The 18,981-nt window shown below is 75.2% G+C and carries 23 protein-coding genes and 2 tRNA genes; 9 read left to right on the top strand and 16 right to left on the bottom strand.

From position 1 onward, the window contains the following. Positions 1 to 84 precede the first annotated feature (84 nt). The 3 genes from KJP73_RS10325 (at position 85) to KJP73_RS10315 (ending at position 2,680) form a co-directional block, all read left to right on the top strand. The gene (locus tag KJP73_RS10325; protein WP_249669293.1) at positions 85 to 792 is read left to right on the top strand and encodes an ABC transporter permease; all 708 of its coding nucleotides are present in this window, start codon (positions 85 to 87) and stop codon (positions 790 to 792) included. A 2-nt stretch (positions 793 to 794) separates the two neighbouring features. Further along, the gene (locus KJP73_RS10320; protein WP_213282772.1) at positions 795 to 1,523 is read left to right on the top strand and encodes an ABC transporter permease; all 729 of its coding nucleotides are present in this window, start codon (positions 795 to 797) and stop codon (positions 1,521 to 1,523) included. A gap of 128 nt (positions 1,524 to 1,651) precedes the next feature. After that, positions 1,652 to 2,680 (top strand): glycine betaine ABC transporter substrate-binding protein, encoded by a 1,029-nt coding sequence (locus KJP73_RS10315; RefSeq protein WP_213282771.1) that lies wholly within the window; start codon positions 1,652 to 1,654, stop codon positions 2,678 to 2,680. Positions 2,681 to 2,766: 86 nt separating this feature from the next. Here the strand turns inward: KJP73_RS10315 and KJP73_RS10310 are convergent, their stop codons facing one another. Next, on the bottom strand, positions 2,767 to 4,263 hold the full coding sequence (locus KJP73_RS10310) for a dihydrolipoyl dehydrogenase family protein (RefSeq protein WP_213282770.1): 1,497 nt from the start codon (positions 4,261 to 4,263) through the stop codon (positions 2,767 to 2,769). A 230-nt stretch (positions 4,264 to 4,493) separates the two neighbouring features. Between KJP73_RS10310 and KJP73_RS10305 the strand changes: the two genes are divergently transcribed. Next, positions 4,494 to 4,709, top strand: coding sequence for a hypothetical protein (locus KJP73_RS10305; protein ID WP_213282769.1), 216 nt, complete (start codon positions 4,494 to 4,496; stop codon positions 4,707 to 4,709). A 211-nt stretch (positions 4,710 to 4,920) separates the two neighbouring features. Here the strand turns inward: KJP73_RS10305 and KJP73_RS10300 are convergent. From KJP73_RS10300 to KJP73_RS10290, 3 genes are all read right to left on the bottom strand, one after another. Beyond that, a tRNA-Lys gene (locus KJP73_RS10300) sits at positions 4,921 to 4,993 on the bottom strand. A gap of 76 nt (positions 4,994 to 5,069) precedes the next feature. Continuing rightward, positions 5,070 to 5,384: a hypothetical protein gene (locus tag KJP73_RS10295; protein ID WP_213282768.1), complete on the bottom strand. Its 315-nt coding sequence runs from the start codon at positions 5,382 to 5,384 to the stop codon at positions 5,070 to 5,072. 135 nt (positions 5,385 to 5,519) lie between these two features. Further along, positions 5,520 to 5,816 (bottom strand): GroES family chaperonin, encoded by a 297-nt coding sequence (locus tag KJP73_RS10290; protein WP_213282802.1) that lies wholly within the window; start codon positions 5,814 to 5,816, stop codon positions 5,520 to 5,522. Positions 5,817 to 5,957: 141 nt separating this feature from the next. On the opposite strand from KJP73_RS10290, the gene bcp reads away from it, so the two are divergent. Then, on the top strand, positions 5,958 to 6,425 hold the full coding sequence (gene bcp, locus KJP73_RS10285; protein ID WP_213282767.1) for a thioredoxin-dependent thiol peroxidase: 468 nt from the start codon (positions 5,958 to 5,960) through the stop codon (positions 6,423 to 6,425). A gap of 41 nt (positions 6,426 to 6,466) precedes the next feature. After that, positions 6,467 to 6,549: transfer RNA gene (locus KJP73_RS10280), tRNA-Leu, on the top strand. 14 nt (positions 6,550 to 6,563) lie between these two features. Here KJP73_RS10280 and KJP73_RS10275 read toward each other — a convergent pair. Both KJP73_RS10275 and trxA read right to left on the bottom strand, forming a co-directional pair. Next, a complete protein-coding gene (locus KJP73_RS10275) occupies positions 6,564 to 6,977 on the bottom strand; it encodes a PPOX class F420-dependent oxidoreductase (protein WP_213282766.1) in 414 nt (137 codons plus the stop codon). 124 nt (positions 6,978 to 7,101) lie between these two features. Beyond that, a complete protein-coding gene (gene trxA, locus KJP73_RS10270; RefSeq protein WP_213282765.1) occupies positions 7,102 to 7,473 on the bottom strand; it encodes a thioredoxin in 372 nt (123 codons plus the stop codon). 147 nt (positions 7,474 to 7,620) lie between these two features. Here trxA and KJP73_RS10265 point away from each other — a divergent pair, with 147 nt between their 5' ends. Together KJP73_RS10265 and KJP73_RS10260 are read left to right on the top strand one after the other, a co-directional pair. Further along, on the top strand, positions 7,621 to 8,175 hold the full coding sequence (locus KJP73_RS10265; RefSeq protein ID WP_213282764.1) for an NUDIX hydrolase family protein: 555 nt from the start codon (positions 7,621 to 7,623) through the stop codon (positions 8,173 to 8,175). A 3-nt stretch (positions 8,176 to 8,178) separates the two neighbouring features. Continuing rightward, positions 8,179 to 8,883, top strand: coding sequence for a Pr6Pr family membrane protein (locus KJP73_RS10260; RefSeq protein ID WP_213282763.1), 705 nt, complete (start codon positions 8,179 to 8,181; stop codon positions 8,881 to 8,883). A gap of 28 nt (positions 8,884 to 8,911) precedes the next feature. Here the strand turns inward: KJP73_RS10260 and KJP73_RS10255 are convergent, their stop codons facing one another. The 7 genes from KJP73_RS10255 to clpS form a co-directional block, all read right to left on the bottom strand. Further along, positions 8,912 to 10,528: an ABC-F family ATP-binding cassette domain-containing protein gene (locus KJP73_RS10255; protein ID WP_249669289.1), complete on the bottom strand. Its 1,617-nt coding sequence runs from the start codon at positions 10,526 to 10,528 to the stop codon at positions 8,912 to 8,914. Positions 10,529 to 10,536: 8 nt separating this feature from the next. After that, positions 10,537 to 11,202, bottom strand: a complete 666-nt coding sequence (gene rdgB / locus KJP73_RS10250) for an RdgB/HAM1 family non-canonical purine NTP pyrophosphatase (protein ID WP_213282762.1) — start codon at positions 11,200 to 11,202, stop codon at positions 10,537 to 10,539. Beyond that, complete coding sequence (rph, locus tag KJP73_RS10245; protein WP_213282761.1) at positions 11,199 to 12,020, bottom strand: ribonuclease PH; 822 nt, start codon at positions 12,018 to 12,020, stop codon at positions 11,199 to 11,201. The genes rdgB and rph overlap by 4 nt, the downstream gene beginning before the upstream one ends. Before the next feature lie 65 nt (positions 12,021 to 12,085). Further along, a complete protein-coding gene (locus KJP73_RS10240; protein ID WP_213282760.1) occupies positions 12,086 to 12,889 on the bottom strand; it encodes an MBL fold metallo-hydrolase in 804 nt (267 codons plus the stop codon). Between the two features lie 157 nt (positions 12,890 to 13,046). After that, a complete protein-coding gene (gene murI, locus KJP73_RS10235) occupies positions 13,047 to 13,862 on the bottom strand; it encodes a glutamate racemase (RefSeq protein ID WP_213282759.1) in 816 nt (271 codons plus the stop codon). Positions 13,863 to 13,872: 10 nt separating this feature from the next. After that, entirely contained in the window at positions 13,873 to 14,604 is a 732-nt protein-coding gene (locus tag KJP73_RS10230) for a DUF2017 family protein (protein ID WP_213282758.1), read from the bottom strand. Further along, positions 14,605 to 14,892, bottom strand: coding sequence for an ATP-dependent Clp protease adapter ClpS (gene clpS / locus KJP73_RS10225; protein ID WP_428830381.1), 288 nt, complete (start codon positions 14,890 to 14,892; stop codon positions 14,605 to 14,607). Between the two features lie 61 nt (positions 14,893 to 14,953). Between clpS and KJP73_RS10220 the strand changes: the two genes are divergently transcribed. Beyond that, positions 14,954 to 16,273 (top strand): nicotinate phosphoribosyltransferase, encoded by a 1,320-nt coding sequence (locus KJP73_RS10220; protein ID WP_213282756.1) that lies wholly within the window; start codon positions 14,954 to 14,956, stop codon positions 16,271 to 16,273. A gap of 85 nt (positions 16,274 to 16,358) precedes the next feature. Here the strand turns inward: KJP73_RS10220 and KJP73_RS10215 are convergent, their stop codons facing one another. The 3 genes from KJP73_RS10215 to KJP73_RS10205 all read right to left on the bottom strand — a co-directional run bounded on the left by KJP73_RS10215 (position 16,359) and on the right by KJP73_RS10205 (position 18,876). Continuing rightward, positions 16,359 to 16,514 carry a hypothetical protein gene (locus KJP73_RS10215; protein ID WP_213282755.1) on the bottom strand — a complete coding sequence of 52 codons (156 nt, stop codon included), beginning with the start codon at positions 16,512 to 16,514 and terminating at the stop codon, positions 16,359 to 16,361. A 188-nt stretch (positions 16,515 to 16,702) separates the two neighbouring features. Next, entirely contained in the window at positions 16,703 to 18,508 is a 1,806-nt protein-coding gene (locus KJP73_RS10210; RefSeq protein WP_213282754.1) for a DEAD/DEAH box helicase, read from the bottom strand. Then, positions 18,505 to 18,876, bottom strand: coding sequence for a DUF3039 domain-containing protein (locus KJP73_RS10205; RefSeq protein ID WP_213282800.1), 372 nt, complete (start codon positions 18,874 to 18,876; stop codon positions 18,505 to 18,507). The genes KJP73_RS10210 and KJP73_RS10205 overlap by 4 nt, the downstream gene beginning before the upstream one ends. Between the last annotated feature and the right edge of the window lie 105 nt (positions 18,877 to 18,981).

The raw sequence follows: 18,981 nt of genomic DNA, 5'->3' as shown, positions 1-18,981 counted from the left end.
GCCCCCCGACACCCGCGCCGCGCCGAAACCGCAGTGCTCGTGTCGGAGGTGCCGGGTAGCGTCCCTCCGGTGACGCGAGCCCAGCTGTCCGAGGCCGCCGCCGGCAGCCTCGCCGCGGCGTCGGACGGCGGCGCCCCCAACCCGTGGCTCTCGTGGGACTACGTCCAGCGCAACTGGGCGGACATCTCGCGCGCCCTGGAGCAGCACGCGAGCCTCACCCTGCAGGCCGTGCTCATCGCGTGCGCGATCGCGCTGCCGCTCGGGATGCTCGCGCACCTGCAGCCGCGGCTGGCCGCGCCCGTGGTCGGCGCCTCCGGGGTGCTGTACACCGTGCCCTCGCTCGCGCTGTTCACCGTCCTGGTCCCGTGGACCGGCATCGGCCGCACGCCCGTGCTGGTGGGGCTGGTGGCCTACGCGCTGCTCGTGCTGGTCCGGAACGTGCTGGTCGGCCTGGCCGGGGTGGACGAGAGCGTCCGCGACGCCGCGCGCGGGCTCGGCTACGGGCGGATCCGGCTGCTGCTGACCGTCGAGCTGCCCAACGCCCTGCCCGCCGTCGTCGCCGGGGTGCGGCTCGCGACGGTCACCACCGTCGCGCTGGTGACCGTCGGCGTCGTGGTCGGGTACGGCGGGCTCGGCAACCTCATGTTCCGCGGGTTCCGCAACAACCAGTACCACGCGGAGATCCTCACGGCGACCCTCCTCTGCCTCGCCCTGGCCCTCGTGCTGGACCTGCTGCTCTGGCTCGCCGGGCGCGCGGTGACGCCCTGGGCCCGGCGCGGACGGGAGGCCTGAGCGTGGACGTGCTGCAGGAGGCCCTGGCGTGGCTGAACGACCCGCTGAACTGGACCGGCCGCGACGGCGTGATCGCGCTGACCGTCGAGCACCTGCGCATCAGCGCGCTGGCCGTGCTGCTGGCCGCTGCCGTCGCGCTGCCGGTCGGCGTCTGGCTCGGCCACCGCGGGCGCGGCGGTGCGGTCACGGTCGTCGTCGCGAACACCTCCCGCGCCCTGCCGACGTTCGCGCTGCTGACGATCTTCGCGTCCACCGGCCTGTTCGGCGCCACGGCCACCATCCTCGCGGTCGCGGTGTTCGCCCTGCCGCCGATCCTCGGGAACACCGTGACCGGGCTGACGGAGGTCGACGCCGACGTGCGCGACGCCGCCCGAGGGGTGGGCATGTCCGGCGCGCGCTCGCTCGCCGTCGTGGAGCTCCCGCTCGCCCTGCCGCTGATCGGCGCAGGACTGCGCACCGCCACCACCCAGGTGCTCGCCACCGTGCCGCTCGCGGCGCTGGTCGGCGGCCGGAGCCTGGGCTCGATCATCGTCGAGGGCATGGCCCTGCAGCGGTACGGCCAGGTCGTGGCCGGCGCCGTGCTCGTCGCCGGGCTGTGCCTGCTCGTCGAGGGCGTGCTCGCGCTCGTGCAGCGCGCGCTCACGCCCGCACCCATGAGGGCCTCCCCCGGCCGGCGGCGACGCCGTGCCGCCCGCTCCCCGTCCCCGGAGCCCGTCGCGAGCACCTCGTGACGGCTCCCGACCGTCGGCAGGCGACCGCGCCAGGCCGACCACCCCGGACCGCCGCGCCGTCGGCGTCATCCGATCCGCGCCCCGCACCGAACACCGTGCGCACACCCCCGAGAACAGAGGACCCGCACATGAACGCACGTCGATCCACCCCTCGCCGACCCGCCCGGTCCGCTCTGCCCGCCGCCACGGCGGGCCTGCTGCTCCTGCTCGCGGCCTGCGGCGACCCCGGCTCGGGCGGCGGCACCGCCGACCCGACCGCGGGCGGCGACGCGTCGGGCACCGTCTGCGAGCCGGTGGCCGGCGACCAGCTCGTGGTGCTCGAGGACGACGAGGGCCTGCAGAACGCCGACAACGTGATCCCCGCCGTGAACGCCGCGGCGGCGCAGGCCGACCCCGGGCTCGTCCCGCTGCTCGACTCGGTGTCCGCCGCGCTCGACACGGACACGCTGATCCAGCTGAACAAGGCCGTCGACATCGACCGCCAGACGTCCTCGGAGGTCGCCGCGCAGTTCGTCGAGGACGAGGGCCTCGCGGCCGCCGACGCCTCGGCGGGCAGCGGGAAGAGCGTCGTCATCGGCGCCGCCAACTTCTCGGAGAGCGCCACGCTGTCCGAGATCTACGCCGCCGTCCTCCGCTCGGCGGGCTACACCGCCGAGGTGCAGACCATCGGCAACCGGGAGACCTACCTCCCGGCGCTCCAGAGCGGCCAGATCACCCTGACGCCCGAGTACGCCGCGACGCTCGCGGAGTTCCTCAACACCTCCGCCAACGGCGCGGACGCCGAGCCCGTCGCGAGCGGCGACCCCGACGCGACGGTGGCCGAGCTGACCACGCTCGGCGAGGCCGCCGGCCTCACGTTCGGGGCGGTGTCGGCGGCGCAGGACCAGAACGCGTTCGCGGTCACGACCGCGTTCGCCGAGGAGCACGACGTCACGACCCTGTCCGACCTCGCCACCGCCTGCGACGGCGGCGTGGTGCTGGCCGGCCCCGCGGAGTGCCCCGAGCGGCCGTTCTGCCAGATCGGCCTCGAGGAGACCTACGGGCTGACCGTCACGGAGTTCCGCTCGTACGACTTCGGCCTGATCGGCGACGCCGTCCGGCAGGGCGAGGCCTCGATCGGCCTGGTGCTGTCGAGCGACGGCTCGCTCGCGAGCTGACGCCACCGCAGCACCCCGCAGCACGCACGCACGAGGGGCAGGCCCGTCCGCGGGCCTGCCCCTCGTGTCGTCGCGGCCGCCGAGGCTCAGAGCCCCGCGGTCTCCAGCAGCCGCAGCCACACCTCGCTGACCGTCGGGTACGCCGGCACCGCGTGCCACAGCCGGTCGAGCGGGACCTCGCCGACGATCGCGATCGTCGCCGCCTGCAGCAGCTCCGCGGCGTCCGGGCCGGTGAAGGTGGCGCCGACGATCACGCTGCGCGCCCGGTCGACCACGATCTGCGCGGTGCCGGAGTAGCCGTCGGCCGCGACGGACGCCCCCGCGACCGACCCGATCGCGTACTGCACCGCCCGCACGTCCAGCCCCGCGTCCCGTGCCTGCTGCTCGGTGCGCCCGACCCACGACACCTCGGGCCGCGTGAACACGACCTGCGGCACGGCCACGTCGTCCGCGGACGCGCGGTAGCGGCTCCACGGCGCCGCGTCCCGCTCCGCCGCGGCGTGCCCGGTGCCGTCGTCGTCCGGCGAGAACCGCGCCGCGACGACGTCCCCCGCCACGCGGGCGTCGTACTTGCCCTGGTGCGTCGTGGCGGTGCGCCCGGTGACGTCGCCGGTCGCGAACAGCCAGCCGTCCGGCACCCCCGTCACCTGCAGCGACGCGTCGACCTCCAGCGGCCCGCCGGGCTCCAGCCCGATCGCCTCCAGGCCCAGGTCGACGGTGCGCGGCCGGCGGCCGGTGGCGACGAGGACCTCGTCCGCGTGCACCTCGCCGGCGCCCTGCGGTCCCTCGACCGTGAGGTGCACGCCGTCCTCGTCGCGCACCACCCGGGTCGCGGACGTGCCGAACCGCAGGTCCACCCCGAGGTCCCGCAGCCCGGCGGCGACCTCGTCCGCGGCGAACGGCTCCGCGCCGGCCAGGACCCGGTCGCCGCGCACCAGCAGCGTCACCTCCGCCCCGAGGTCCCGGTACGCCAAGGCCATCTCGACGCCCACGACGCCGCCGCCGAGGATCGCGAGCCGGCCGGGCACCTCCTTGACCGCCGTCGCCTCGCGCGACGTCCACGGCTGCGCCTCCGCCAGGCCGGGGACCCCCGGGATCACCGGCTCGCTGCCCGTGGCCACGACGACGGCGTGCCGCGCGATGACCCGGACGTCACCCTCGTCGGTCTCCAGGGCCAGCTGGCGGGGACCGGTGAACCGTGCTGTCCCCCGCAGCAGCGCGATGCCGGCGGAGTCGAGCCACTCCACCTGCCCGTGGTCGTCCCAGTGCGACGTGAACTCGTCCCGGCGCGCGAGCACTGCCGCGGGGTCCAGGGTCCCGCCGACGAGCTCCGCGGCACCCGGCACGGCCCGCGCGGCGGCGAGCACGGACCCGGGCCGCAGCAGGGCCTTCGACGGCATGCACGCCCAGTACGAGCACTCGCCGCCGACCAGCTCGTGCTCGACCACGGCGACGGACAGCCCGAGCCGCCCGGCACGGTCGGCGACGTTCTCGCCCACGGCGCCCGCACCGATCACCACGACGTCGTACGTGACGGTCTGCGACGCGCCGTCCCCGGTGTCCTGCTGGGTCCGCTCGGTCATGTGCTCGCTCCGTTCCTCGGGTGCGCCGCGTCGGGCGGCGGACCCATCGTCGCCCCTCCGGCCGGGGTCCGACAGGTGCGGGGGCGGAGCGCCGCTGTCACTCCAGCGGTCCTTGAGGGATCGACGCCCGGCGGGCTATCAGGTGAATCCGGGGCTCCGAACCCCCACGATGCGGGTGAAACCGCCCTTTTCGCCTGTCGCAGGGCGGCCCCTGGTGGGACGTTTGACCCATGACCGAGGACGAGTGGCGCATCGACGTGACGGACGCGGACATCCGCGCCGCCAAGCGCGCGTGGATCGTCACTCGGGACAGCGACGCGTGCGACGCCGAGGTCGACCGCCGCTACGACGACCTGCGCCTGCTGGTCCACGCGCAGGCCCAGCAGATCGCCGATGCCGTGCGGGCCCACGCTGCCGCACCCCGTCCGGGCACCGACCCGAGCTGACGCGTCGGCACGAGGTCGTCACGTCGGCACGAGGTCGTCACCGCGGCACGAGGTCGTCACGTCGGCACGAGGTCGTCACTCCTGACGGACGACCTCGTCCGTCGATGACGACCTCGGCGGCCCGTGACACCCGGAGCGCCCCGCGTCCCGCACGCCCCGCGACGACGAAGGCCCCCGCTCGACGTCTCCGCCGATCGGGGGCCTTCTGCTGTGCGCCATCAGGGACTCGAACCCCGAACCCGCTGATTAAGAGTCAGCTGCTCTGCCAATTGAGCTAATGGCGCGCGGTTGAGAACGTTAGCACCCTCCCGCGGTGGGACGCGAACCAGATCCGGCTCTACGCCCCAACAGTGGCGCAGGTCACGCCGGGTGCGGGTCCTCGACGGCGTCCGGGTCGACCGGCAGGTCGTCCTCCGGGCCCCGCGCACCGGCGCCCGTGCCGGCAGAACCGGTCGGCGCGCCCTCGCCCGGGGACTCGTCGTCCTCCCACCAGGCGTCGTCCGGCAGCCCCTCGGCCGCCAGGATCGCCTCGGAGCGCGGCTCCGCCACCGCCAGGTCCGCCAGCAGCGTCAGCGGCACGTGCTCCGCCAGCAGGTCCATCACGACCTCGGTCGCGCCCTCCTGCGTGCCACGCGCCTCGCCCTGCTCGGCCGTCTTCATCTCGTCATCCACCACGGCCACTCCCCCGGGTCGTTCCTGCGACCATGGGAACACCCGCACGAGACGCTGCGCAACAGAGCACGCCGAGGGCGAACGCCGGCGTGGGAAAGCGCCTTCGCCGCAGGTCCGGGGTAGGGCGGCGTCAGAGCGTCAGAGGTAGAGGCCGGTGCCCTGGCCGCCCTCGTGGGGCGTGGCCACGGCGTGCACGTCCTTCTCGCGGAGCAGCAGGTACGTCCGGGCGGCGAGCTCGACCTCCGCGCGCTCCTCCGGGTCGAACAGCACGCGGTCGCCGACGGTCACCTGGCGCACGTGCTGCCCGACGGCGACCACCGCACCCCACGCGAGGCGCTTCCCGACGACCGCCGTCGCCGGGATGACGATGCCGGCGTTCGACCGGCGCTCGGCGGCGTCCTCGTCCAGCTGCACGAGCAGCCGGTCGTTCAGCATCCGGATGGGGAGCTCCGGGCGGGCGGCGGGGGTCTCGGGGCGCGGTGCGGTCACAGGCCCGACGGTACCGTCGTACGCTGACCGCGCCGGGCGCGCGCGCCCGCGAACCGCCCCCGCACCTCAGCAGACGCAGGAGACGCCATGCCCCGCCTCGCCGCCGGCGACACCGCCCCGGACTTCACGCTGCCCACGGCCGACGGCGGCTCCGTGACGCTGTCGGACCTGCGCGGCGAGCACGTCGTCGTGTACTTCTACCCGGCCGCCGGCACCCCCGGCTGCACGAAGCAGGCGTGCGACTTCCGGGACTCCCTCGCGTCGCTGCAGGGCCGGGGCTACCGCGTCGTGGGCGTCTCCCCCGACCCGGTCGCCAAGCTGGCCGCGTTCGCCGAGGCCGAGGCGCTCACGTTCCCGCTGGCGTCCGACCCGGACAAGGCCGTGCTGGAGGCCTGGGGCGCGTGGGGCGAGAAGTCCCTGTACGGGAAGACGGTCACCGGCGTGATCCGGTCGACGGTGGTCGTCGACCCCGAGGGCACCGTCGAGCTCGCGCAGTACAACGTCAAGGCCACGGGCCACGTCGCGAAGCTGCGCCGCGACCTCGGCATCGACTGAGCGCCGCCCGCCCGCCGCTCCTGGCAGAGTGACGGGCACGAGCGGGAGTGGTGAAACGGCAGCCACGCCAGGTTTAGGTCCTGGTGCCCGAGAGGGCGTGCGGGTTCGACTCCCGCCTCCCGCACCGCCCGTGCGGCGTCACTCGACGACCGCGCCCCCACCGACCGCCGTGAACGTCCGCGGACGCACGGTGATGATCACGCGCACCTCCGCGTCAGTGATGTCGTAGACGTTGCCGTAGCGCTCCTGCAACGACCGGTAGAACGACGCCTCGGCGTCGTCCTGCTCGACGCTCTCGACGGTGCCGCGGATCTCCAGGTAGCGGTACTCGTCGTCGGGGTCGGCCACGGAGAGCGCGACGCGGGGCTCGTGCTGGATGTTGCGGAACTTCTGCCGAGTGCTGGTGTGCGTGAACCGCAGCACCTCCCCGTCCCAGACGAACCACATGACGGACGACTGCGGCGACCCGTCCGGCCGCACGGTCGCGAGGTGGGCGAACAGCGGGCGCTCGAGCAGGTCGGCGTAGCCGGCGGGCAGCGTGGAGGTCGGCATGCCGCGACTCTAGGACGCACGTCGCCCCTGCGCAGGCCGTCCGCCCGCGGGGTGTCGACGCCCGGACGCGACGACGCCCCCGCACGCGGTGGCGTGCGGGGGCGTCGCGAGTGTGGTGCGGGGGTCAGTTCTGCGTGGCCCCGGCCGCCGCGATCTGCGCGCGGACGTCGTCCATGTCGAGCGCCTTCACCGCGTCGACGACCTGCTCCAGCGCCGGGCCCGGCAGGGCACCCGCCTGGTTGAACACGAGGATGCCCTCGCGGAAGGCCATCAGCGTCGGGATCGACGTGATCTGGAGCTCGGCAGCGAGCTGCTGCTCGGCCTCGGTGTCGACCTTCGCGTGCACGATGTCGGGGTGCGCCTCCGAGGACTGCTCGAAGATCGGGCCGAAACGCTTGCACGGACCGCACCAGTCGGCCCAGAAGTCCACCAGCACGATGTCGTTCTCGGTGATCGTCTGCTGGATGCTGTCGGCCGTCAGCTCGGTCGTCGCCATCTGTCGCCTCCTGTTGTCTGGATTGACGCCAGTAGAGCGTCCGGACCTGTTCCAGTATTCCCGGGCCCGCGCCTGCCCGCGCGCCGCCGGCGTCCGACCCGCGAGTCGGGGTGGGCCACGAGGGCCCGTGCGGGGTACAACTGCCAGGTGACCGACACGGCTGACCTGCCCCGCGAGCCCGAGCGTCCCTCCGGGTGGCTGAGTCCCGAGGGCATCGCGGCGGCCCGCCGCTCCCTGCCCCTGCTCTACGTGGACGCCGTGCCCGTGCGGGTGGACGACTCCGGCGACGTGGTGGCGGTCGGCCTGCTGCTGCGGGTCACCCCCGAGGGCGTGATGTCCCGGGCACTGGTCTCCGGCCGCGTGATGTACCACGAGCGGGTGCGCGACGCGCTGCTGCGGCACATCGAGAAGGACCTGGGGCCCGTCGCGCTGCCGCAGGTCCCGCCGACCCCGCAGCCGTTCACCGTCGCGGAGTACTTCCCGACCCCGGGTGTCACGCCGTACCACGACCCCCGCCAGCACGCCGTGTCCCTCGCCTACGTCGTCCCGGTCACGGGCGACTGCCGGCCGCAGCAGGACGCGCTCGACCTCGCGTGGCTGACGCCGGAGGAGGCGTGCAGCGAGCAGGTGCAGGTCGAGATGAACGGCGGGCAGGGCGTGCTCCTGCGGCAGGCGATGGCGCACGTCGGCCGGATGCCCTGACCCGTGGCCGCCGCCGCGCCGACGACGCGCTCCCTGACGGTCACCCGGGTGCTGCACGCGCTGCTGGCGCTGGCGGCGACCGCGGGGGTGCTCCTGGAGCTCGGGCGCGCGCTGGCGGACGGGCCGGGCGACGCGGGGACCATGGCGGAGCGGCTGACCCGGCTGTTCTCGTACTTCACCATCCAGTCGAACATCCTCGTGGCCGTGGCCTCGGGGCTGCTCGCCGCGCAGCCGCTCCGGACGGGGCGGGTGCGGGCCGTCCTGCACCTCGACGCGCTTCTGTGCATCGGGGTGACGGGCGTGGTCTACCACGCGGTGCTCGCCGACTCCGCGGCGGTGCTCACCCCCAGCGGCCGACTGGCGAACCTCCTGCTGCACACCGTGACCCCCGTCGGGGCGTGGCTGGTGTGGCTGCTCGTCGGGCCGCGGCCTCGGTTCGGCGGCTCCACCGTCGCGTGGGCCGTCGCCTACCCGCTGGCGTGGATCGCGTACACGTTCGTGCGGGGCGCCGTCGTGGGCTGGTACCCGTACCCGTTCCTCGACGCGGGGGCGATCGGCCTGTCCACCGCGGTGCGGAACACGGCAGCCGTCGCGGTCGGCTTCCTGGTCCTCGCGGTGCTGGTGCGGCTGCTGGAGCGGGTGCTGCCGGGCACACCGGGGGCGGTCGCCGCGGCGCCGGGGCCGGACGCGGTCGACGCACCCCGCTGACAGCGCCGCATCGCCGAGCAGCCCGTCGTCAGAGCTCGATCGACGGCCAGTCCGACAGGTCCGCGCGCATCGCGCGGTCGTGGGTCGCGACGACGACCGCCGCCGACGTCATCCGCAGCGCCTCGGTGAGCTCGTCGACGAGCGCGATCGACAGGTGGTTCGTGGGCTCGTCGAGCACCAGGACGTGCGGCGCGGCGACGAGGGCGGCCGCCAGCTCGAACCGCCGGCGCTGCCCGACCGAGAGCTCGCCGAGGGGGCGGTCGAGGTCCTCCTCCTCCAGCAGCCCGAGCGCCGCGACCGGCAGCACGTGCGCCGGGTCCAGCGCGCCGGACGCGAGCAGGTCCAGCGCGCGGCGGGCCGCGGCCTCGAACCCCGTCATCCGGAGCCGCGCCGGGCTGTCGTCGTCCTGCACGAGCACGCCGAGGCGGACGCCGTGCGCCACCGAGCGCTGCCCGCGGTCGAGCGGCGCCTGGCCCGTGAGCGCGGCCAGCAGCGTCGACTTGCCCGCACCGTTCGGGCCGGTGACCAGCAGCCGGCCGGCGGGCGGCAGGTCGACGCGCACGCCCGGGAGGTCGAGCCGACCGGCGACGCGCGGCGCCCGGAGCTCGAGCAGCGGCCCGCCCTCGTACCCGACGGGCAGCGACGGCAGGTCCGGGAACGCCAGCGCGGGCGGCGGCACGGGCACCTCGACCGCCTCGGCCTCGAGCTTCTGCACCAGCCGGTCGGCGGCCTTCACGTGGATGCGCGCGCGGGTGGCCCGACGGTGCTTCTGCGAGCCCTTCGGGGGCCGCCACTCGTCCGAGAGGCCCTCGTACGACTCGTCGAGCCGGCGGGCGAGCTTCTCGGCGCGCTTGCGCTCCTGCGCGTAGCGGGCGCGCCACCGCCGCAGCGCCTGGTCCTTGGCGAACCGGTAGGTGGCGTAGCGGGTCGCGCCGTACAGCACGGGCCGGCCGTCCATCGACGGGTCGAGGTCGAGGATCGCGGTCATCACGTCGTCCAGCAGGCGCCGGTCGTGCGTGACGATGACGACGACCCCCGGCCACTGCTGCAGCTGGGCGGTCAGGTAGTCGATGCCGCCGACGTCGAGGTGGTTCGTGGGCTCGTCGAGCAGCAGGATGTCCGCACGCTCAGCGATGTGGCAGGCGAGCCGCGCCCGGTACCCCTCGCCCACGCTGAGCGTGTCGAGCCGGCGCGCGGGGTCGCGGGGGGCGCCGAACCGGGTGAGCGCCTCGTCCACGCGCCGGTCGACGTCCCACGCGGCGAGCCGCTCGACGGCGGCCAGGGCGTCCGTCAGCGCCGCGAGGTCCCCGCCCTCGTGGTCGAAGCCGGCGATGACCTGGTCCAGCCGGGCCGCCGCCGCACGCACGTGCCCCGCGGTGCGGCGGATCAGGTCCCCGACGGTCGACCCCGGCGGGACGTCGAGCTCCTGCTGGACCACCGAGACGGACCCGGTGCGCCGGACCTCCCCCGCGGTCGGCACGAGGTCACCCGCCAGCAGCCGCAGCAGGGTGGTCTTGCCGGCCCCGTTCTCCCCGACGACGCCGACGCGGTCGCCGGCGGACGCCGACATGCCGACGGCGTTGAGGACCGGTCGTCCCGGGTAGCCGAAGGTGAGGGCGTCCGCGACGAGGTGGACGTCAGCCACGCGCGCCCTCAGCCGCCCGCGGGCCGGTCGGCGGCGGACCGCTCGGCAGCGGACCGCTCGCCGAGCGCCGCGACGATCGCCGGCACGAGCGCGCGGAACGCCTGGCCGCGGTGCGAGATGCGGTTCTTCTCCTCCGGGGACAGCTCCGCGCACGTGCGCGTGCCGCCCTCGGGGACCAGCACCGGGTCGTACCCGAAGCCGTGGTCCCCGCGCGGCGCCCGGGCGAGCGTGCCGGGCAGGTGGCCGATCTCCACGTGCTCGGTGCCGTCCGGCGTGACCAGCGCGGCCGCGCAGGTGAACCGGGCGGCGCGGTGCTCGGGCGCGATGTCCGCGAGCTGGGCCAGGAGCAGGTCGAGGTTGGCGCGGTCGTCGCCGTGCCGCCCGGACCAGCGGGCGGAGAAGATCCCGGGGGCGCCGCCGAGCACGTCGACGGACAGGCCGGAGTCGTCGGCCACGGCCGGCAGGCCGGTGTGCCGGGCGAGGGCGCGGGCCTTGATCAGCGCGTTCTCGGCGAACGTCACCCCGTCCTCGACGGGCTCCGGGGCGCCGACGTCGCGGGCGCCGACCACGGACGCCGGGTCCAGGCCGGGGAGCGCCGGGACGAGGATCGCGCGGAGCTCGCCGACCTTGTGGGCGTTGTGGGTCGCGAGGACCAGGCGGGCCGGTCCGGTCATGCGCGCACCGCCGAGCCGCCGCGGACCGTGACGGTGCCCTCGGACGCCGGCACCGCCAGCACCTCGGCCTGCACCCGCGCGAGCTCCGTCGTCCCGACCAGCGCGAGGTCGAGCAGGGAGTCCAGCTCCCGGCGGTTGAACGGCGCGTGCTCGGCCGTGCCCTGCACCTCGACGAAGTCGCCCGAGCCGGTGACGACCACGTTCATGTCCGTCTCGGCGCGCACGTCCTCGACGTACGGCAGGTCGAGCACGGGCAGGCCGTCGACGATGCCGACGCTCACCGCGGACACGGAGTCCCGCAACACCGTCTTCTTCGGGTTCACCGAGCCCTGGGCGATGCCCCACGCCACGGCGTCCGCGAGCGCCACGTACGCCCCGGTGACGGATGCGGTGCGGGTGCCGCCGTCGGCCTGCAGGACGTCGCAGTCCAGGACGATGGTGTTCTCGCCGAGCGCGGCGACGTCGATGATCGCGCGCAGCGAGCGGCCGATCAGGCGGGAGATCTCGTGCGTGCGGCCGCCGATCTTCCCGCGCACGGACTCCCGGTCCGAGCGGGTGGTGGTCGAGCGGGGCAGCATCGCGTACTCGGCGGTCACCCAGCCCTCGCCGGAGCCCTTGCGCCAGCGCGGCACCCCGGCGGTGAAGGACGCGACGCACAGCACCTTGGTGCCGCCGAACTCGACCAGCACGCTGCCCTCACCGGCGTCGAGGTACCGACGGGTGATCGAGACGGGCCGCAGCTCGTCGGCGGCGCGGCCGTCCGCGCGGGGGCCCCCGGTCGAGGGCACGGCGGGGCTGGTGGAGGAGTCCGAGGTCATGCCCACGAGGGTAGCCCGGACCACCCACGAGCCCGGTCGGCCCCGGTCGGGACGCCGGGCACGCGTCAGAGCTCGACGACCATCCCGGGGCGCGCGACGTCGACCGGCCCGTCGTACACGCCCGTCGCCTCCGCGAGGCTGGCGGACGGGTCGTTCCAGGCCACCAGGTGCGTGAGGACCAGCCGCCGCGCACCGCCGCGCTGCGCCGCCCGCCCGGCGCGCAGGCCGGTGAGGTGGACGCCACGCGGCGCGCGCGGGGTCGACTCCAGGTAGGCCGCCTCGGCGAGCAGCAGGTCGGCGCCGCGGGCGAGCTCGTCCAGCCCGGCGCACTCGTCGGTGTCCCCGGTGTACGCGAGGGTCACCGTGCGCCCCGGGTCGGCGGCCGAGGGGCCGGTCACCCGGAACCCGAACGCCGGCACCGGGTGCTCGACGGGCACCGGCTCGATGGTGAGCGGCCCGATCTGCACCGGCTCCCCGGCACGCCAGGTGCCGAGCGTCAGGTGGTCCGTCGTGTCGGTCGCCGGGTCGTGCCCCGACAGCTGCGCGAGCCGCTCCCGGACGCCCTCGGGCCCGAACAGCGGCAGCGGCTCCGGGCGCAGCCCGCGCGGGTCGTAGCGCAGCATCACGCCGAGCACCACGACGTCGGCGACGTGGTCGGCGTGCAGGTGGCTGATCGCGACCGCGTCGAGCGAGGCGGGCGCGATGTGCCGCTGCAGGGGCCCCAGCGCCCCGTTGCCCAGGTCCAGCAGGACGCTCCACGTGCGGGTCCCGCCCGCCCCGTCCGGGCCCTCGGCCTGGACCAGGTAGCAGGACGCTGCCGCGTCCGGGCCCGGGAACGACCCCGCACTGCCCACGACCACGAGCCTCATCGGCAACCACTCCCCGTCGACGGGCCGCCAGTCCGACGTCCGGTGGCGGCCCGAGAGCCATGATGCCGTGCGGCGCGGGGTCGCGTCCGGGCAACGGTGCGGCGGGGTCCGTGTCCCTCGTCACGCCCCTCGTGCACCGGACGGACGTCGCGGGCCGTCAGCGCAGGGCCTGGCGCTCCTCGACGTGCCGGACCTCGGGGCCCAGGAACCGGCGCGCGAGGTGCGCGAAGGGCTCCGGGTCGCCCGTCGCCAGGAACCGGTGCTCCGGGGGGCCGGCGGCCGGGTCGCGCTCGAGGTCGTGCGCCACGAGCGTGCGGTAGACGTCCTTCGCGGTCTCCTCGGCGCTGGACACGAGCGTGACGTCCTCGCCCATCACGTACGAGATGACGCCGGTGAGCAGCGGGTAGTGCGTGCAGCCGAGCACCAGGGTGTCGACACCGGCGTCCCGGACGGGCCCGAGGTACTCCTCGGCGACGCTCAGCAGCTCCGGCCCCGACGTCACGCCCGCCTCGACGAACTCCACGAACCGCGGGCACGCCTGCGTGGTCAGCCGGACCCCGGGGGCGACGGCGAACGCGTCGTCGTACGCGCGCGACTCCACCGTCGCCTTGGTGCCGATCACGCCGATCCGGCCGGTGCGGGTCGCGGCGACCGCCCGGCGGGCCGCCGGCAGGATCACCTCGACCACGGGGATGCCCTTGCGCAGCGTGTACCGCTCCCGCGCGTCCCGGAGCACGGCGGACGACGCCGTGTTGCACGCGATGACCAGGATCTTGACGCCCGCGTCGACCAGGTCGTCCATCACCTCGAGGGCGTGCGCGCGGACCGCGGCCAGCGGCTTGGGGCCGTACGGGGTGTTGAGGGTGTCGCCGATGTAGAGCACCGACTCGTGCGGCAGCTGGTCGATGATCGACCGCGCGTTGGTGAGGCCACCCACCCCGGAGTCGAAGATCCCGATGGGAGCGTCGTTCACGCCTCCGAGCCTAACGCCGTCCGCGCGCGGACCCGGCCCCGCCGCCGTCGGGCACGTCCGGCAGGTCCGCCAGCAGGCACGCCATCAGGGTCTCCTGCCACCACCCGAGCGCCAGGAACACCGAGCCGAGGTACTGCCGCGCCTGCGCGGCGCGGTCGTCGGTGGCCGGGTCGGCGCGGACCACGTCCCGCTCCAGGCGGTCGCTCTCCTCCTCGTCCGTGACGCCCAGGCGCTCGCCGAGCACCAGCCGGATGTCGGTCAGCGTCGCGGCCAGGGCGGGCGCCCGGTCCTTCGGGACCCGGACGACGGTGGCGGCGGCGTGCCGGCCGCGCGCGCGGTGCCGGCGGCGGGACGAGGCCCGGGCGGGCTCGTCGTCGTCCGCGGCGTCCGGGTCCTCGTCGGCCGTCAGCCGGTCGAACAGGTCCGCCAGCCGGTCGATCTTCTGCTGCCGCAGGTCGTCCTCGGTCAGGCGCCGGAACTCCGCGGCGACCTCGGGCTCGTCGCGCGACGCGTCGGGCAGCAGCCGGAGCACCGCGGGGTCGTCGGGTGCGGGCAGGGGGTCCAGCCGCAGCCGCAGCCCGACGGACCCCGCGTCCTGGTCGCCGACCAGCGGGGTGCGCTCCTCGAGCCGCCCGCCGCCCAGCAGCTCGGCGACGTCCGCGACGACGGTCGCCAGCACCTCGCGCTCACCGGGCTCGACCTCCGCGACCAGCGCGTCGCCCTCCCGCCGGAACGCCCGCACCTACGCGTCGCTCCGCTGCAGCGTGGCCCACAGGCCGAAGGAGTGCATGGCCTGCACGTCCACCTCCATCTGCTCCCGGCCGCCCGAGGACACCGCCGAGCGCCCCTGCTCGTGCACCTCGCGCATCAGCTTCTCCGCCTTCGCCTGCGGGTAGCCGAAGTAGGACCGGAACACGTAGGTGACGTAGGACATCAGGTTGACCGGGTCGTTCCACACGATCGTCACCCAGGTGTCGGCGAGGGCGCCCTCGACGTGGGCGGTCTCCTCGGGTGCGATCTCCACGGACACCCGTCCACTGTAGGTGCCCTGACCCGGCGCACTGCGGCGCACCGGCGCTTACGGTGTCGTCATGAGCACCGCGCTGCTGACCGACCGCTACGAGCTCACGATGCTCCAGGGAGCCCTCGCCGACGGCACCGCCGGGCGCCGTTGCGTCTTCGAGGTGTTCACCCGCCGCCTCCCGCACGGGCGTCGGTACGGGGTCCTCGCGGGCACCGGCCGGGTGCTCGAGGCCCTGGACGACTTCCGGTTCGGGCCCGAGGAGCTCGACTGGCTGGCCGCCGAGGGGGTCGTCGACGACCCCACGCTGGAGTTCCTCGCCGGGTACCGGTTCACCGGGACGGTCCGGGGGTACGCGGAGGGCGAGATGTTCTTCCCGCACTCCCCCGTGCTCACGGTCGAGGGCACGTTCGCCGAGGCGGTGCTGCTCGAGACGCTCGTGCTGTCGATCCTCAACTACGACTCCGCGATCGCCTCGGCGGCGTCCCGCATGACCAGCGCCGCGATCGGCCGCCCGTGCCTGGAGATGGGCGCGCGCCGGGCGCACGAGCAGGCCGCCGTCGCCGCCGCCCGGGCCGCGGCCGTCGCGGGGTTCGCGGGGACGTCGAACCTCGAGGCCGGGCGCCGGTACGGGCTGCCGACGATCGGCACCGCGGCGCACGCGTTCACGCTGCTGCACGACGACGAGGAGGCCGCCTTCGCCGCGCAGGTCGCGTCCGCCGGGCCGGGGACGACGCTGCTCGTCGACACCTACGACGTGCGCCGCGGGGTCGAGCGGGCGGTCAAGGCCGCCGGGCCGGGGCTCGGCGCCGTGCGGCTCGACTCCGGCGACCTCGGGGTGCTCGCCCAGGAGGTGCGGGCCCAGCTCGACGGCCTCGGCGCGCGCGACACGAAGATCGTCGTGACGTCCGACCTGGACGAGTTCGCCATCGCCGCGCTCGCCGTCGCGCCGGTCGACTCCTACGGCGTCGGCACGTCGCTCGTCACCGGGTCCGGCGCCCCGACGTGCGGCATGGTCTACAAGCTCGTGGCCCGGGAGGGCGCCGACGGCCGGCTCGCACCCGTCGCGAAGGCGTCGTTCGCCAAGGAGTCCGTCGGGGGCCGCAAGACCGCCGCCCGCCGCCTGGACGGCGACGGCCGCGCGGTCGAGGAGGTCGTGGTCGGCGGGGCCGACGAGGCCGTGCGGGACTGGGTGCCCGACGGCGACGACCTGCGGGGCCTCGTGGTGCCGCTCGTCGTCGACGGCGCCGTGCAGCCCGGCTGGACCGGCCCGGAGGGTGTGGCGGCGGCGACCGCACGCCACGCGGCGTCCCGTGAGGAGCTGCCCCGCGGCGCCCGGCGCCTGTCCGCCGACGAGGCCGCGCTGCCGACGGTCACCCGGACCCTCTGACGCGGGCCCCCGGCTCCCGCAGACGACAGCGCCCGCGCCCCCTGTCACCAGGGAGCGCGGGCGCTGTCGTGCTCGGTGCGCGTCGTCAGACGCGGGCCTTGCCCCGGCGCAGCAGGCCGAGGATCAGGCTGACGACCAGCACGGCGATTCCGATCCAGAGGAGGAACTTCGCCGCCTCCACGGCCACGCCGAGGACCAGCAGCACGACACCGATGATGACGAGGATCAGCCACGTAGGCATTCCAGCGCTCCTTCCGTCCCCCTGCTCCATGGTCCGCCGGGTCTGATTCCCGGCGAACGCCCTGTTCACGGGAATGACACTGGCAGGGATCCCACGGTTCGGCACGTCGAACGCCCGGCTTGCGCCGGCGGCGGTCCCTGGTATGCGCGCCGCGCTGACCTGGGACATCGCCCCGGGTGTGACGTGCGTCAGCGCTTGCCGACGAACCAGCCGCGGAGCATCTTCACCCGCGCCTCGAGCTGCGCCGGGTCGGCCAGCGCGACCTCCGGGCCCCCGCACCGGCGCCGCAGCTCGGTGTGCACCGCGCCGTGCGGCTGGCCGCTGCGCCGGGCCCACGCGCCCACCAGCTGGGCGAGCTCCTTGCGCAGCTCGGCCTGCTTGCGGTGGTCCATCTCGGCGCGGTCCTCGGCGGCCTGCGCGCGGCCCTTCTTCGCGCTCTGCTGGCTCGCCTGGCGCTGCCGCAGCAGGGTCGTCACCTGGTCGGGGTCCAGCAGACCGGGCAGCCCGAGGAAGTCGAGCTCCTCCTCCGAGCCGACGTCCGCGCCCGTCCCGAACTCGCCGCCGTCGAACAGCACACGGTCGAACGACGCCTGCGCCTCCAGCGCCTCGAACGTGCCCTGCAGCGCGTCGGAGCCCTTCTCGGACCGGTTCGCCTCGGCGACCAGCGCGTCCTCGGGGTGGTAGTCCTCGCCCTGCTCCTCCGCGGTGAGCGGGCGGTCGAGGGCGTGGTCCCGCTCGACCTCGAGGGCGTTGGCGAGCGCCAGCAGCGGGGCGACGCTCGGCAGGAACACCGACGCCGTCTCACCGCGCTTGCGGGCGCGCACGAACCGCCCGATGGCCTGCGCGAAGAACAGCGGCGTGGCCGCGCTGGTGGCGTACACGCCGACGGCGAGCCGCGGGACGTCGACGCCCTCGGACACCATGCGCACGGCGACCAGCCACCGGTCGTCGGAGTCCGAGAACTCGTCGATCCGGGCGCTGGCCCCCTCGTCGTCCGACAGCACCACCGTGGGCGACTTCCCGGTGATCCGGGCGAGGTGCCCGGCGTACGCGCGGGCGTCCGTCTGGTCCGTCGCGATGACCATCGCGCCGGCGTCGGGCACCGAGCGGCGGACCTCGGTCAGGCGGCGGTCCGCGGCGGCCAGCACCGACGGGATCCACTCGCCGTCCGGGTTGAGCGCCGTGCGCCACGCCTGCGCGGTCATGTCCTTGGTCAGCGGCTCCCCCAGGCGGGCGCTGATCTCGTCGCCCGCCTTGGTGCGCCAGCGCATCGACCCGGAGTACGTCAGGAACAGCACGGGCCGGACCACGTGGTCCCGCAGGGCCTCGGCGTACCCGTACGTGTAGTCGGCCTTGCTGCGCCGGATGCCGTCGACGCCGCGCTCGTACTCGACGAACGGGATCGCCGCGGTGTCCGACCGGAACGGCGTGCCGGTCAGCGCGAGGCGCCGGGTCGCGCCTTCGAACGCCTCACGGACCGCGTCGCCCCAGGACAGCGCGTCGCCGCCGTGGTGCACCTCGTCCAGGATCACCAGCGTGCGCGCGGCCGTGGTGCGCGCGGCGTGCAGGGCCGGCTTCGACGCGACGCCCGCGTACGTCAGCGCGACGCCGTCGAACCCGTGGCCGTGCCGGCCCTGCGAGTTCTTGAAGTTCGGGTCGAGCTTGATGCCCACCCGCGCGGCGGCGTCGGCCCACTGGTGCTTGAGGTGCTCGGTCGGCGCGACGACGGTCACCCGGCGCACGATCCCGGCCTGCAGCAGCTCCGTGGCGATCCGCAGGGCGAACGTCGTCTTGCCGGCGCCCGGCGTCGCGACCGCGAGGAAGTCCCGCGGGCCGGTGGCCATGTACTGCTCGAGCGCCTCGGCCTGCCAGGCGCGCAGCTTCCCCGCCGTCCCCCACGGCGCACGCCCCGGGAACGCCGGCGGCAGGTGCGAGGCGGCCGACGTGGACGCGTGCGTGGCGGGTGCGGACGACGGGCGGTCCGCGGCGGTCACTGTCCGCCGGAGGAGTCGCCCGAGCCCTTGCCGCGGCCGAAACCGCCCCAGCGGCGACCGCCGGACCCCGAGCCGGAGCCGCCGTCACCGCCGTCCTGCGGCTCGCGGAGACCCTCGAAGATCTCCTTGCACACGGGGCACACCGGGAACTTGTTCGGGTCCCGGCCCGGCACCCAGACCTTCCCGCACAGCGCGACCACGGGCTTGCCGGACAGCGCCGACTCCATGATCTTCTCCTTGCGCACATAGTGCGCGAAGCGCTCGTGGTCCCCCGGCTCGGCGAGCTGCTCCTCCGGGCGCTCCAGCAGCCCGGTGCCGGTGCCGGTGCTGGGGTCCGAAAGTCGGTCCGGCTCGGTGCTCGGCGGCAGTCCGGCCCTTGCGAGGTGCCACCGCGTCAGCGACTCCCCCGGCGACTCCGCCCGGCCGTCGGCGAACGCGAGCACCTCCCGAGCAGCCGCGACACCCCGTCGCCC

This window comes from Cellulomonas hominis, from assembly GCF_901521055.1.
GTDB classification, from domain to species: Bacteria; Actinomycetota; Actinomycetes; order Actinomycetales; family Cellulomonadaceae; genus Cellulomonas; species Cellulomonas endometrii.
Note: the sequence above shows the minus strand (reverse complement) of the source record. Positions and strands in the feature narration are given on the sequence as shown.

Bases quoted from the DNA above. Each gene is read 5' to 3' on its own strand.
- KJP73_RS10315 (WP_213282771.1), top strand. From the start codon at position 1,652: ATGAACGCACGTCGATCCACCCCTCGCCGACCCGCCCGGTCCGCTCTG.
- KJP73_RS10310 (WP_213282770.1), bottom strand. From the start codon at position 4,263: ATGACCGAGCGGACCCAGCAGGACACCGGGGACGGCGCGTCGCAGACC.
- KJP73_RS10305 (WP_213282769.1), top strand. From the start codon at position 4,494: ATGACCGAGGACGAGTGGCGCATCGACGTGACGGACGCGGACATCCGC.
- KJP73_RS10290 (WP_213282802.1), bottom strand. From the start codon at position 5,816: ATGCTGAACGACCGGCTGCTCGTGCAGCTGGACGAGGACGCCGCCGAG.
- bcp (WP_213282767.1), top strand. From the start codon at position 5,958: ATGCCCCGCCTCGCCGCCGGCGACACCGCCCCGGACTTCACGCTGCCC.
- KJP73_RS10275 (WP_213282766.1), bottom strand. From the start codon at position 6,977: ATGCCGACCTCCACGCTGCCCGCCGGCTACGCCGACCTGCTCGAGCGC.
- trxA (WP_213282765.1), bottom strand. From the start codon at position 7,473: ATGGCGACGACCGAGCTGACGGCCGACAGCATCCAGCAGACGATCACC.
- rdgB (WP_213282762.1), bottom strand. From the start codon at position 11,202: ATGACCGGACCGGCCCGCCTGGTCCTCGCGACCCACAACGCCCACAAG.
- rph (WP_213282761.1), bottom strand. From the start codon at position 12,020: ATGACCTCGGACTCCTCCACCAGCCCCGCCGTGCCCTCGACCGGGGGC.
- KJP73_RS10240 (WP_213282760.1), bottom strand. From the start codon at position 12,889: ATGAGGCTCGTGGTCGTGGGCAGTGCGGGGTCGTTCCCGGGCCCGGAC.
- KJP73_RS10220 (WP_213282756.1), top strand. From the start codon at position 14,954: ATGAGCACCGCGCTGCTGACCGACCGCTACGAGCTCACGATGCTCCAG.
- KJP73_RS10215 (WP_213282755.1), bottom strand. From the start codon at position 16,514: ATGCCTACGTGGCTGATCCTCGTCATCATCGGTGTCGTGCTGCTGGTC.